We start from the raw sequence: 12,566 nt of genomic DNA, 5'->3' as shown, positions 1-12,566 counted from the left end.
CGACGCCATTTGTGGTCGTATTGGTCCCTGCCGGACCCGTCGACGATCGGAGGAACGGGATGGCGCACGCCTCCCCAGGCCGCAGCGCCGCGTCGCGGGTATTCGCGGCGCTCGTGGTGACCGCCGTGGTCGTCGGCGCGCTCGTCGCGCTGTTCCTCGTGGTGGAGGCGCAGCGTGCCGTCCGCTCCGAGGCCGAACGGCTCACCGCCGCCACAGCCGCCGCCCTCGCCTCCGCACCGGACGTGGTCGCACTGCTCACCCGCGGCGATACGGCGAGCGCCAGCGCGTCGCTCGAACCGTACGCGCTGGAGGTCATCGACAGGGCGGGGTTGGACTTCGTCACGATCATGACGCCGGAGGGTCTGCGCCTCACCCATCCCGATCCGACTCAGATCGGTGCGCCGTACCTCGGGACGGTCCCGTCCACCCCGCGCGTGCTCACCGAGGAGTTCCGCGGCACGCTCGGTCCGTCCGTGCGGACGATCGTCCCTGTTGTCGATGATGACGGCACCCTGGTGGGCTGGGTCGCCACGGGGGTGACGACCGAGACCATCTCCGAGACCCTGGTGCGGCGGTTGCCGCTGTCGCTCGCCATCACGGCGGGACTGGTGCTGCTCGGGGTGGGCGGTGCCCTGCTCGCCCGTCGGGTGACGCGGCGGTTCGCGGGCGACCTGCCGCCCGGGGAGCTGCGCGACGCGGTCTCCTCCTATGAGTCGGTGCGCACCCTCGGCGAAGCGCTGCGGGCGCAGACGCACGAGCACGGCAACCGCATGCACGCGGCGGTGGCGCTGCTCGAACTCGACCGCCGCGACGAGGCGATCGAGATCCTCACGCAGACGTCCAGGCAGAGCCAGTCCCTCGTGGACCAGGTCACGGCGCGGCAGCACGGCGACCCCGCGGTGGGCGCACTGCTGCTGGGCAAGGCCGCACAGGCGCGCGAGCGCGGCATCGACTGGCGGATGGACATCGCCCCGGACACCCCGCGCACCCCGCTGGCGCCCGTCGACGCGGTGGCCGTGCTCGGGAATCTGGTCGACAACGCGATGGATGCCGCGGCGGAATCCGCAGACCGCTGGGTGCGGGTGTCGCTGCGGCGCGGCGATCGCGGCGGCATCGTGCTGGAGGTGGCGGACAGCGGCCCGGGGATCCCGGTCGATCAGCGGGAGCGGATCTTCGCCCAGGGGTATACGACGAAGCCCGCGGGGCCGCACGGGCGCGGCATCGGGCTGGCCCTCGTCCGCTCCGTCGTGAGGGAGGCCGGCGGGGACGTGACCGTGGCGGGCCCGCCGACGGTGTTCCGGGTGACCCTCCCGTCGGCATCGTCACGCGGGAGCAGGTCGTGATCCGCGTCCTGCTGGTCGACGACGACCCGTTGACCCTCGAGCTGCATCGCACCTACCTCGCGCGGCTGGACGGCTTCGCGGTGGCCGGTGAGTGCACGGGAGCGCGCGCGGCTCTCACGGCCGTGCGCGAGCGACCCGGCGCTGGCGCGTTCGATCTGATGCTGCTCGACGTGACGATGCCGGACGGATCCGGACTGGAGGTGCTGCGCGCGCTCCGCGCGAGCGGTGCGGCGCTGGACGTGATCGCGATCACCGGCGTGCGCGACGCGGAGACCGTGCGGCAGATGGCGGCACTCGGCGTCTTCCACTACCTCGTGAAGCCGTTCGCGTTTGCGGTGTTCCAGGAGCGGCTGGAGCAGTACCGGGCGTATCGTGCCCAGGCGCACGGGACGACGGGCCCGGCGACGCAGGCGGAGATCGACGCGCTGCTGAGTCGGTCGACCGGAGCCATCGTCCTGCCGAAGGGGCTGTCGGCGACCTCGCTGGAGCGCGTGACGGCGGAGCTGCGCGCCCGCGGACCGCTCTCCGCGCGCGAGGCCGCCGAGCGACTCGGACTGTCACGCGTGGCCGTGCGCCGCTACCTCGAGCACCTGGTCGTCGAGGGCGTGGCGGTGCGCGGTGCCCGCTACGGGACGCGCGGTCGACCCGAGACCGAGTACACCTGGCGGCGGGGACCGGCTGGGCGGTGACGCGCGCCCCGTCCCCGTGTCTCCACGGGGACGGGGCGCGGACGTCGGCGCGGGGTCACTCGCCCGCGAGACCGCCGAGCATGTGTCCGAACGATCGACCCTCACCGAGATAGGTCGCCGGGTCGTACGGGTCGACGACCGTGGCCGCCTCGCGGCGGGCGACAGCCTCGGCCAGCTCCCTGGCACCCTTCTCGACGCGCTTGGCGAGCGGGGCCACGTCGTCGCCCGCGCCGCCCCAGTCGCTGGACGCCGCGAACACGCCGGTCGACACGGCCTCCGCGTGCAGGTAGGCGAACAGCGGGCGGATCGCGTAGTCGATTGCGAGCGAGTGCCGCGGGGTGCCCGCGTTGGCGCCGATCAGCACGGGCTTCCCGGTCAGCGCGTCCGGGTCGAGCACGTCGATGAACGACTTGAACAGGCCGGAGTAGCTGGTCGAGAAGATCGGGGTCACGGCGATCAGCGCGTCCGCCGAGACGACCGTGTTGATCGCGGTCTCCAGGGCGGGCGGCGCGAAGCCCGTGAGCAGGTTGTTGGTGATGTCGTGCGCGTAGTCACGCAGCTCGATCACGTCGACCGTGGCCTGGATGTCGCGCTCGGCGAGCGCCTTGACGGTCTCGGCGGCGAGCCGGTCGGCCAGCATCCGCGTGGACGAGGGGTTCGACAGGCCGGCCGAGACGACGGCGATGCGACGCGTGGTCATGTCAGGCCTCCTTCCGGCCGAGTCCGAACGCGGCACCCGCGGGTGCCGGGGTGTCCTGGTAGGGCGAGTCGCCCGTGAGGTTGTCGCCCCGGTTGGCGCCGGGTCGCGCCTGACGCGTGGGGCCGTCGCCGAACTCGGCCTTCACGCGCGCCGCGTGCGTCGGGGCGTCGGGCACGCCGGCCGGACGGTCCTTCGCGAGCTCCTTGCGCAGCACCGGCACGACCTCGGAACCGAGGATGTCGAGCTGCTCGAGCACCGTCTTCAGCGGAAGGCCGGCGTGGTCGATCAGGAAGAGCTGGCGCTGGTAGTCACCGAAGTGCTCACGCATGCCCGCGTACCGGTCGATGACCTGCTGCGGCGAACCGACCGTCAGCGGCGTCATCTCGGTGAAGTCCTCCATGCTCGGGCCGTGGCCGTACACGGGGGCGTTGTCGAAGTACGGCCGGAACTGGTTCACGGCGTCCTGCGACTTCGCGGCCATGAACACCTGCCCGCCGAGTCCGACGATGGCCTGCTCGCGCGTGCCGTGGCCGTAGTGCTCGAAGCGCTGGCGGTACAGCTCGATCAGGCGCTGGTAGTGCTCCTTCGGCCAGAAGATGTTGTTCGCGAAGAACCCGTCGCCGTAGTAGGCGGCCTGCTCCGCGATCTCCGGGGTGCGGATCGATCCGTGCCAGACGAACGGCGGGATGCCGTCGAGCGGGCGCGGGGTCGACGTGAAGCCCTGCAGCGGGGTGCGGAACTTGCCCTCCCAGTCGACGACGTCCTCGCGCCACAGCTTGTGCAGCAGGGCGTAGTTCTCGATCGCGAGCGGGAGGCCCTGACGGATGTCCTGTCCGAACCACGGGTACACCGGGCCGGTGTTGCCGCGCCCGAGCATCAGGTCCATGCGGCCGTCGGACACGTGCTGCAGCATCGCGTACTCCTCGGCGATGCGCACGGGGTCGTTCGTGGTGATGAGCGTGGTCGACGTCGAGACGATCAGGCGCTCGGTCTGCGCGGCCAGCGCCGCCAGGAACGTGGTGGGGCTGGAGGACCAGAACGGCGGGTTGTGGTGCTCGCCGATCGCGAAGACGTCGAGGCCCACCTCCTCGGCGTGGGTGGCGATGGCCAGCGTGGCCTTGATGCGCTCCTGCTCGCTGGGGGTGACGCCCGTGGTGGGGTCGCGGGTGATGTCGCTGACCGACATGATGCCGAACTGCATCGCCTGCGCGCCTGACTGCTCGCTCATGATTGCTCCGTGTTCTCCGAACCCGATGATCGTGCCACCCGGTTCTATTCATTTGAATGTAATCGTGTCAACGCGTGCACGGCAACTTTATTCCCGCGCCTGTAGCCTCGGAGGATGAGCACCACCGGGGCCGACATCACGGGGCCCGCCACCGGGTCCGTCCCGCGGAAGCGCCGGCGCGTGCCCTTCTGGGACAACGCTCGCTACGCGTGCATCGTCCTCGTCGTGCTCGGCCATGCGATCCAGCGGCTCATCTACGACTCCGACATCGCGTTCGCGTTCTACCTCGCGCTGTACGCGTTCCACATGCCGGCGTTCGCGATCATCTCCGGCTACTTCTCCAAGTCGGGCTCGCCCACCAAGACGCAGATGGCCAGGGTGATCACCGACATCGTCCTGCCCTACGTGATCTTCGAGACGCTGTGGACCCTCACCAAGTGGCTCGTCGAAGGTCAGGCCACCCCGAACTTCACCAAACCGAGCTGGACACTGTGGTTCCTCCTGGCGCTGGCGATCTTCCGCCTCGTCCTCCCCTACCTCGCGCTGCTGCGCTGGCCGCTGCTGTGGACCGTCGTGATCTCGATCGGCGCCGGCTACCTCTCCAACGTCGACAGCACCTTCTCGCTGTCCCGCACGCTGGGCCTCCTCCCCTTCTTCACGCTCGGCTGGTGGCTGCGCGAGCACGACATCGTCAACCGGCTGCGCCTGCTGGACTTCCGCCCCTGGTGGATCCGCGCGGCGGCGATCGGCGTCTTCGCGGCGACCGGGTGGGCCGCCTGGAACTGGCTTCCGCTGTGGCAGGCCGCCGACCTGCGCGAATGGCTGTTCTACGAGGCCTCCTACTCCGACCTGGTCGGCACGCAGTGGTGGGCCGGCGCGATCCGGGTCGCCCTCATGCTGCTCGCCGTCGTCCTGTGCGCGGCGTTCTTCGCGCTGATCCCGCGCGGCTCGTACTGGTGGACGACCTTCGGCCAGTACACGATGTACGTCTACCTGCTGCACTCGTTCGTGCTCTATCCCTTCCGGGAGAGCGGTGTGCTGCGCGACCTCGAGCCGACGTGGTTCTGGCTGCCGCTCGTGACCGCGCTCTCGGTGGTCCTCGCGCTGCTGCTGGCTACCAAGCCCGTGCGACGGCTGTTCCGCCCGCTCGTGGAGCCGCGCCCGCGCTGGCTGTTCTCCGATCCCGAGCTCGCCGCGCGCGAGGGTCGCATGAACGACCCGACCGGCTCGCGTCGTCCCCGATGAGCGGCGCCCCCGGAGCCGACGCCCTCTCCGTAAAGGACAGCCTGGTCGCGATCATCGAGGACACGGGCTTCCGCGCACACGGCCTCCACGTGCGCGCGGGCGACGGGACCGCCGAACACCGCTGGGCACCGGACGTGCGAGAGGACATCCAGTCGGTCGCGAAGGGCGTGTGCGTGCTCGCCGTGGCTCTCGCCGCCGACGACGGCGTGGTCTCGCTCGACGAGCCCGTGGCGCACCTCCTCCCCGATCACGAGCTCGGGCCGGGCGTCGACCGGGTGACGCTGCGCCACCTCCTGTCGATGTCGAGCGGGATCGACCTGCCCTGGTCGCCCACACTTCTGACCGACTGGCCCGACCTCGCCGCGGAGTTCCTGCGGCGCCCCTCCCGCGGGCGCGTCTTCCAGTACTCCAATGCCAGCACCTACACCGCCATGGCGGCCCTCGCCGCGCGCGTCGGCGACGTGGGCGACTACCTCGACGACCGCCTGCTCGGGCCGCTCGGCATTCACGGCGCGCGGTGGACCCGCTGCCCCCACGGCCGCATCGAGGCGGGCGGCGGTCTCGCGCTGCGCACCGAGGAGATGGCGCGCGCCGGGCGGCTGATCCGCGACCGCGGCGCGTGGGAGGGGCGTCGGCTCGTGTCGCCGGAGCACATCGATGCGATGCACCGCGACGGCGTCGTCGCCGGCGTGAACCCGGGCTACGACCGCTACGCCCTCGCCGGGTGGGGCGGACCGGGACGGGCCTGGCGGCTGCACGGCGCCTACGGGCAGCTGATGATCTTCCTCGATGACGCTGTGGTGACGATCAGCGCCGACGACCACGCGGGAGCCGATGCGCTGGCCTCGTCCGTCGTCGAGGTGCTGGAGGCCGCGCGGCTCGGGTCCTAGGGCCAGTCAGGCGAAGAGCTCGGCACCCACGTAGGAGCCGGGCTTCGCGCCGGCCGGCACCGCCCAGATCCCCGACCCGACGTGGCGGATGTACTCGTTCATGCGGTCGGTCGCCAGCCGGCGCTGCAGCGTGATGAACTGCGCGGGGTCGCGCTGATACGACAGGAAGAAGAGCCCGGCGTCGAGCCGTCCGAGCGTGTTGTTGCCGTCCACGTAGTTGTAGCCGCGGCGGAGGATGCGCACGCCGTCGTTCTGCGTCGGGTGCGCGAGCCGCACGTGGCTGTGGGCGTCGATCGCGCCGCCGTGGAAGTCGGGCTCGGTGAACTCGTCGCCGCCGGAGAGCGGGGCGCCCTCGCCCTTGTCGCGGCCGATGATGGTGGCCTGCTCCGAGAGTCGCACCCGGTCCCACGTCTCGATCAGCATCGCGATGCGCCGGGCGACCAGGTACGAGCCGCCCGCGAGCCAGCCCGGATCGTCCGCGGCGGAGACCCACACGTGCTCGTCGAGCGCGGCGGTGTCGTCGGCGAGGATGTTTGCGGTGCCGTCCTTGAAGCCGAACAGGTTGCGCGGCGTGGCCTGCGCCGCCGTGGTGCGGGACGTCTTGCCGAACCCGAGCTGCGACCACCGCAGTCGCGCACGCCCGAACGCGATCCGGCTGAGGTTCCTGATCGCATGCACCGCCACCTGCGGGTCGTCGGCGCACGCCTGCACACAGAGGTCGCCGTGGGACATCTCGGGGTCGAGGTCGTCGCCGAGGAAGGCGGGCAGCCGCTCCAGCCCTGCGGGGCGCTGCGCCGCGATGCCGTAGCGGTCGCCGGCTTCGTTCTCGAACAGGCTCGGACCGAACCCGATCGTGATGGTCAGCCCGGCGGACGGCAGACCGAGCGCTTCACCCGTGTCGTCGGGCGGGGCTTCCGGGCTGCCGCCGACGGCACCGCTCGCGCTGACCTCGAGTCCCTGCGTGAGGCGCGAGGCCGCGTAGCTCCAGTCCTGGAGCAGCGAGATCAGGTCGTCGCGGTCGGTGCGCGGCATCATGTCGAAGCTCGCGAAGTGCAGGTGGTCCTGCACGGGCGTGGTGATGCCGGCCTGGTGCACGCCGAAGAAGTCGTAGCTGTTCTGCGCGTCTTCGGCGGCGCGGGCGCGTCCGAGCGCGACGCCGCCGGTCAGTCCCGCCCCCAGGCCGACCGCGAGACCTGCGACCCCGCCGCCGACCGCGAGACCGAGCAGTCCGCGCCTGCTCAGCCCCGCGCGAGCGTCGACGCGTGCGGCCTCCGCCCGGTCCTCCGGTTCGCGGATCGGTTCGCTCTCGGTCATGTCCGGCGCCTCTGCGGTCCCGTCAGTCGAGCACCGTCGCGGTCAGCTGCGACAGCGGCTCGGCCAGGGCGTTGATCAGGTCGGTCAGCTCACGCTTGTCGTCCGCCGTGAGGGTGGCGTACCCGACGAACCCGTCCGCGAGGGAGCCGTGCGTGGCGAGCGACGACTCGAGCGCGGCGTACCGCGACTCGATCTCGTCGACCAGCGCGGCGCCGTCGTCGCCCTGCGCCGTGGCGAAGTCCTGCACCAGGGAGAACGCCATCTTGGAGCCTTCGACGTTCGCCGCGAAGTCGAACAGGTCGGTGCCGGACCACCAGTCCTCCTCGCCGGAGATCTTGCCGGTCGCGACCTCGTCGAGCAGCGCGATCGCGCCATTGGAGACACCCGCGATGCCCTGGTCTTCCAGGGTCGTTGTGAAGTCGTCGGAGTGCACGTAGTCGTACAGCTCCTGCACGTCGGCGAGCAGCAGGTCGCCGTAGTCGGCGCGTTCCTCGGGCGTGGACGGGGCCCAGCCCTGCCACGCGGGCGTCTCCCCGTCGGCGTTGAGGGCGTCCTGCGCCGGCACCCACAGGTCCTTCTCGATGCGGTGGAAGCCGGTCCAGTCGAGCCCGTCGGCCACGGCGTCAACCTCGCGGAAGTCGATGCGCGGATCGAGGTCGCCCAGGGCCTCGGCCACGGGCTCGATGCGCTCGTAGAAGGCGCGGGTCTGCGGGAACAGCGTGCGGGCGGTCGCGTCGTCGCCGGATTCGTAGGCGGCCACGAGCTCTTCCACCGCCGGCACGAGCTGACCGACCTGATCCTTCACGAACGCCGCGTACAGGTCGACCGCCTTCGTCTTCTGCTCGGCGTCCGGCCCGTCGACGGCCACCGGGTCGCCCGTGACGGCGAAGGCGGCCTTGCCCACGCCGTCGCCCACCATGCCCGGCTTGCACAGCGTGAAGTAGTCACCGGGCTGCACCACGACCGTGAGCGTACGCGACGCCGCCGGCGCGATGTTCTCGACCTCGCCGACGATGCGCAGGCCGTCGTCCGCGAGCAGGTAGAACTCCGACACCTGGTCGGTGTCGTTCGAGACGTCGAACGTGAGGGTGCCGCTCTCCGCGGTGGCGGCCGAGACCGCGCAGTCGGAGTCGGTGGACGACACCTCGAAGGCGGCCGTGGCCGCGGTGTCCTCCTTCGCGACGCAGCCGCTCAGGACGAGGACGGCTGCGCCGGTCACGGCCAGCACCCCCAGGGACCGGGACGAGATGGTCATGCTGCTCCTTGCTGTGAGAGAGGGGTCGCCTTGGTGCGAGGGCGCGGCGTCGGTGCCGCGGAGCGACGCCGCGGGCGGAGGCCACGCACGTAGAACGTGCCGACGATGGCGAGGTAGAGGACCCAGGCGGTCACCTGGAGCCAGGTCATGGCCGGCATGAAGCCGATGGTGGCCTGCAGCACGGCGGCGAGAGGGCCGCCGGGGGCGATCCCCGACGACACGTCGAAGGCCCAGCCGAACGGGAAGCCGGCCGCCCCCACGGCGACCGCGCCGGTGGCCGCGTCGATCGGCGCGGCGGCCGTGAACGGACCGGGCAGCGCCCCCGCCTCCTGCAGATCCATGACGGCGTACGCGAGCACGCCGGCGGCGACGATCACGAGGAACCCGCCGGTCCAGGCGAAGAACCGGCGCAGGTCGAGGCGCAGCGCGCCCCGCGAGATCAGCCAGCCGAGGGCCACCGCGGCGAGCAGACCGAGCAGCGCACCCAGCAGCGCGGAGGGCGCGTCGCCGAACGACTGCACCATCGACCACAGCAGCAGGGTGGTCTCGATACCCTCCCTGGCGACGGAGACGAAGCCGATCGCGACGAGCGCCCAGAGTCCGCCCGCGGTGAGCGCACGGTCGACGCCGCCCTCCAGGGTCGCCTTCATCGTGCGTCCGGCCCGCTGCATCCAGAAGATCATCCAGGTGACCATCGCGACCGCGAGCAGGGACAGCCCGCCGCCGATCAGCTCCTGGGCGGTGAACGTGAGCTCGTACGCGCCGAAGGTGAGGACCGCGCCGATGGCCAGAGCGAGACCGACCGCGAGACCGACGCCCGCCCAGAGCTTCGGGAGCGCATCACGCCGGTCGAGACGCCGCAGGTAGGCGACGAGGATGCCGACGACGAGTGCGGCTTCGAGCCCCTCGCGGAGGCCGATGAGGAAGGTGGCGAGCACGGACGGTGTCCCTCTGATGAAGACTGAGGTAAGGCATCCCTTACCAACGAGACTCTAGCACCGCGACACCCGTTCCCCCGACCGGATGACATCCGCCGGTGCCGGGACACCCGCCCGAGTAACGCGACGCAACACTCGCCCGCGGTCCGAGAACCTCGACATACCCTCGGTCCATGGCTGAACTCTCGCTCCCGATCCTTGACCTCTCCCAGCTCGACCAGGGCCCCGAGGCCGCGGCGCGGTTCCGCGACGAGCTGCGTGCCGCGACCCACGACGTCGGCTTCTTCTACCTCACCGGCACCGGCGTCTCTCCCGAGCTGGAGGCGCGCCTGCACCGCGCCGCACTCGACTTCTTCGCCCTCCCCGAAGAGGACAAGCTCGCGATCGAGAACGTCAACAGCCCCCACTTCCGCGGCTACACCCGAGTCGGCGGCGAGCGGACCCAGGGCAAGGTCGACTGGCGCGAGCAGATCGACATCGGCCCGGAGCGCGAGCCCGTGAGCGACGGCCCCGCCTTCAACCGCCTGATCGGCCCGAACCTGTGGCCAGCGGCCCAGCCCGAGCTCCAGGCCGTGGTCGCGGAGTGGCACGACTCCCTGACAGAGATCGCACGCAAACTCCTGCGCGCCTGGGCTGTCACTCTCGGCGCGGACGAGACCTACTTCGACGAGACGTTCCGCGATCCGTCGACCCTGATCAAGATCGTGCGATACCCGGGCACGGACGAGCCGGAACCACAGCAGGGCGTCGGAGCGCACAAGGACTCCGGTGTGCTGACGCTGTTGTGGGTCGAGCCCGGAAAGGGGGGCCTCCAGGTCGAGCGTGACGGCGAGTGGGTCTCGGCTCCCCCGGTGTCCAGCGCATTCGTCGTCAACATCGGAGAGTTGCTGGAGTATGCCACCGGCGGCTACCTCAAGGCAACGAACCACCGCGTGATCTCACCGCGGGCACCCGAGGAGCGCATCTCGATCCCGTTCTTCTTCAACCCCGCACTCGATCAGCAGCTCCCGCTGCTCGAGCTCCCCGCCGACCTCGCCGCTCAGGCGACCGGGGTCACCGATGACCCGGGAAATCCGATCCACGCGACCTACGGCGAGAACGCGCTTAAGTCCCGGCTTCGTGCGCACCCCGATGTCGCGGCGATCCATCACCCCGACCTCGTGACCGTCTGACGGGCGTCACAGTTCCTGCCCGGCACCGAGGGCCACGATCTCACGCAGTGCCTGAAGGTGCGCGGCGAAGGCATCGCGCCCTGCCTTCGTCGAACGCACCCAGGTGCGCGAGCGCCCCCCGACCGCGCCCTTGCGCGCGACCACGTACCCGGCGGCCTGCAGGTGCGCGATCGCCTTGCTCAGGGGCGAGTCGCCGCACTGCAGCATCTCCCGCAGGGCCGCGAAGTCGAGTTCCATCCCGTCGCCCAGTCCGGCCATGAGGGAGAACCGGATGGGCGAGGCAAAGTTGTCGTCCAGCCGCGTGCGCGGGTGTGGGACAGACGCGGGCTCACGCACGTTCGCCGTGCCCCGCGACGAAGGAGACCGCCACGAAGGACGCGAGCACGCCGGCGCCCGCGCACACGCCGACGAGTCCTGCGTTGCCGAGCGATCCGGATCCCAGGACGATGCCGACGGGCATGCAGGCGGCGATGAAGAAGACAGTGATGTGCGGCCAGCGCCAGGACGCGCCGACTGCGGGTAGACCGAAGTCTGAGGCGGAGGCGGCGATCCACCCCACGAGGCACAGCATCACGAGCAGGGTGATGATGCTCCTCAGCACGTCGTCCGGCGATCCTGCGAGCATCGTCAGCACGGCGAACGCGACGCCTATGAGGACGGTGCCCCATCGAAGCCGGTGCGGCAACGAACGGGGAGCCGGACGGGGACGACCCAGGTCGCCCGCAGCCCGTATGAGCCGCGCGACGCCATGCCCTCCGACTCCGACGAGCACCGTGACTGCCGGGATGAGCACCACCCCGACAGGAAGTCGCGTATCGAGAGCAGCGAAGCCGAACACCACGAGCGCACCGATGATGATCGCTGCGCCGCCGACCAGCAGCGGCCACCGCGAACGCTTCATCCGCCACTGCATGCCCGTGCGCTGCGCCATCCCCGTGGACAGCTGTCCCCAGACCAGAAGGGTGAACAGCACGATCTGCGACGCCAGCACGTCGTCTCGCCGGAGAACAAGCGCGAAGGCGACGAAATACGCAGCCATGACCACGGCGTTGCCGATCTGCAGCCGGGCGAGAGCACGTCGGTCGACTGCATGTTCGCGGCGGTCCACCACCGCCTCCGCCGCCTCGAGGTACCGCCGGGCCGTCTCCGAGTCCGGGGGCACCAGAGCGTCCTGGCCTGCGATCGGTTTCTGCTCCATGGCGACTTCCCCGCTTTCCACTTGGAAAGCTCCATGACTTTCCTATCGGAAAGTTGCACGGGTGGCAACCAGAGCTACAACACATCTGCACACGACGAAGGCCGCCCCACACCGTGGGGCGGCCTTCTCAAGAATGTTCTGCGCGATTGAACGCTGGGTTCGCTCTGCCTTATCGGCGGAGTCCGAGACGCTCGATCAGCGAACGGTAACGCTCGATGTCGATGTCCTGGAGGTAGCCGAGCAGACGACGGCGCTGACCCACGAGCAGGAACAGACCACGACGCGAGTGGTGGTCGTGCTTGTGCTCCTTGAGGTGCTCGGTGAGGTCCTTGATGCGCTGCGTCAGCATTGCGACCTGCACCTCGGGGGATCCGGTGTCACCGGGGTGCGTCGCGTACTCTTCGATGATCGCCTTCTTGACGTCTGCTTCCAGTGCCATAGATTCGATCCCCTCTCTGCTTGTTGCGCGGCGCCCGACGCCTGATGCGTGAGCTCTCTTTATCCGCGGCCGATCGAACGGCAACCTGACGAGTCTACCAGCCCGGGCGAGCCCCGAGCGACACGGCCGACCAGCGCTCCCGCGCACTCCACTAC

General features: G+C 70.5%; 13 protein-coding genes. 5 read left to right on the top strand and 8 right to left on the bottom strand.

Translation table 11 applies throughout. The features are described from left to right. The first annotated feature begins 59 nt into the window (after positions 1–59). Both ACFWCH_RS12930 and ACFWCH_RS12925 read left to right on the top strand, forming a co-directional pair. Positions 60–1,343 (top strand): ATP-binding protein, encoded by a 1,284-nt coding sequence (locus ACFWCH_RS12930; RefSeq protein WP_247638678.1) that lies wholly within the window; start codon positions 60–62, stop codon positions 1,341–1,343. Then, positions 1,340–2,032, top strand: coding sequence for a response regulator (locus tag ACFWCH_RS12925; RefSeq protein WP_136045655.1), 693 nt, complete (start codon positions 1,340–1,342; stop codon positions 2,030–2,032). Before ACFWCH_RS12930 ends, ACFWCH_RS12925 begins: the two co-directional genes overlap by 4 nt. Positions 2,033–2,087: 55 nt before the next feature. Here the strand turns inward: ACFWCH_RS12925 and ACFWCH_RS12920 are convergent, their stop codons facing one another. Together ACFWCH_RS12920 and ACFWCH_RS12915 are read right to left on the bottom strand one after the other, a co-directional pair. After that, a complete protein-coding gene (locus tag ACFWCH_RS12920) occupies positions 2,088–2,732 on the bottom strand; it encodes an FMN reductase (RefSeq protein ID WP_136035054.1) in 645 nt (214 codons plus the stop codon). A gap of 1 nt (position 2,733) precedes the next feature. Further along, positions 2,734–3,960, bottom strand: coding sequence for an LLM class flavin-dependent oxidoreductase (locus ACFWCH_RS12915; RefSeq protein WP_136035057.1), 1,227 nt, complete (start codon positions 3,958–3,960; stop codon positions 2,734–2,736). Between the two features lie 114 nt (positions 3,961–4,074). Here ACFWCH_RS12915 and ACFWCH_RS12910 point away from each other — a divergent pair, with 114 nt between their 5' ends. Both ACFWCH_RS12910 and ACFWCH_RS12905 read left to right on the top strand, forming a co-directional pair. Further along, positions 4,075–5,205, top strand: coding sequence for an acyltransferase family protein (locus ACFWCH_RS12910; RefSeq protein WP_378803637.1), 1,131 nt, complete (start codon positions 4,075–4,077; stop codon positions 5,203–5,205). Next, positions 5,202–6,095, top strand: coding sequence for a serine hydrolase (locus ACFWCH_RS12905; protein WP_247638677.1), 894 nt, complete (start codon positions 5,202–5,204; stop codon positions 6,093–6,095). The genes ACFWCH_RS12910 and ACFWCH_RS12905 overlap by 4 nt, the downstream gene beginning before the upstream one ends. Before the next feature lie 6 nt (positions 6,096–6,101). On the opposite strand, the gene efeB is transcribed toward ACFWCH_RS12905, so the two are convergent. Genes efeB through efeU form a run of 3 tightly spaced genes read right to left on the bottom strand, consistent with a single transcriptional unit; the run spans position 6,102 to position 9,602 of the window. Next, the gene (efeB, locus tag ACFWCH_RS12900) at positions 6,102–7,409 is read right to left on the bottom strand and encodes an iron uptake transporter deferrochelatase/peroxidase subunit (RefSeq protein WP_247638676.1); all 1,308 of its coding nucleotides are present in this window, start codon (positions 7,407–7,409) and stop codon (positions 6,102–6,104) included. A 22-nt stretch (positions 7,410–7,431) separates the two neighbouring features. Continuing rightward, entirely contained in the window at positions 7,432–8,664 is a 1,233-nt protein-coding gene (efeO, locus tag ACFWCH_RS12895) for an iron uptake system protein EfeO (protein ID WP_247638675.1), read from the bottom strand. Next, on the bottom strand, positions 8,661–9,602 hold the full coding sequence (gene efeU, locus ACFWCH_RS12890; protein ID WP_247638674.1) for an iron uptake transporter permease EfeU: 942 nt from the start codon (positions 9,600–9,602) through the stop codon (positions 8,661–8,663). Before efeU ends, efeO begins: the two co-directional genes overlap by 4 nt. A gap of 173 nt (positions 9,603–9,775) precedes the next feature. Between efeU and ACFWCH_RS12885 the strand changes: the two genes are divergently transcribed. Next, the gene (locus tag ACFWCH_RS12885; protein WP_206251380.1) at positions 9,776–10,774 is read left to right on the top strand and encodes an isopenicillin N synthase family oxygenase; all 999 of its coding nucleotides are present in this window, start codon (positions 9,776–9,778) and stop codon (positions 10,772–10,774) included. A gap of 6 nt (positions 10,775–10,780) precedes the next feature. Here the strand turns inward: ACFWCH_RS12885 and ACFWCH_RS12880 are convergent, their stop codons facing one another. From ACFWCH_RS12880 to rpsO, 3 genes are all read right to left on the bottom strand, one after another. Further along, positions 10,781–11,110 (bottom strand): transcriptional regulator, encoded by a 330-nt coding sequence (locus ACFWCH_RS12880; protein WP_136035069.1) that lies wholly within the window; start codon positions 11,108–11,110, stop codon positions 10,781–10,783. Beyond that, the gene (locus ACFWCH_RS12875; protein ID WP_378803636.1) at positions 11,103–11,972 is read right to left on the bottom strand and encodes a hypothetical protein; all 870 of its coding nucleotides are present in this window, start codon (positions 11,970–11,972) and stop codon (positions 11,103–11,105) included. The genes ACFWCH_RS12880 and ACFWCH_RS12875 overlap by 8 nt, the downstream gene beginning before the upstream one ends. Before the next feature lie 169 nt (positions 11,973–12,141). Further along, the gene (gene rpsO / locus ACFWCH_RS12870) at positions 12,142–12,411 is read right to left on the bottom strand and encodes a 30S ribosomal protein S15 (RefSeq protein ID WP_055993247.1); all 270 of its coding nucleotides are present in this window, start codon (positions 12,409–12,411) and stop codon (positions 12,142–12,144) included. Positions 12,412–12,566 lie beyond the last annotated feature (155 nt).

The sequence above is a fragment of the Microbacterium sp. NPDC060132 genome (assembly GCF_042729675.1).
GTDB classification, from domain to species: Bacteria; Actinomycetota; Actinomycetes; order Actinomycetales; family Microbacteriaceae; genus Microbacterium; species Microbacterium sufflavum.
The sequence above is the reverse complement of the archived record's forward strand: the minus strand, read 5'-3'. Positions and strand labels throughout refer to the sequence as shown.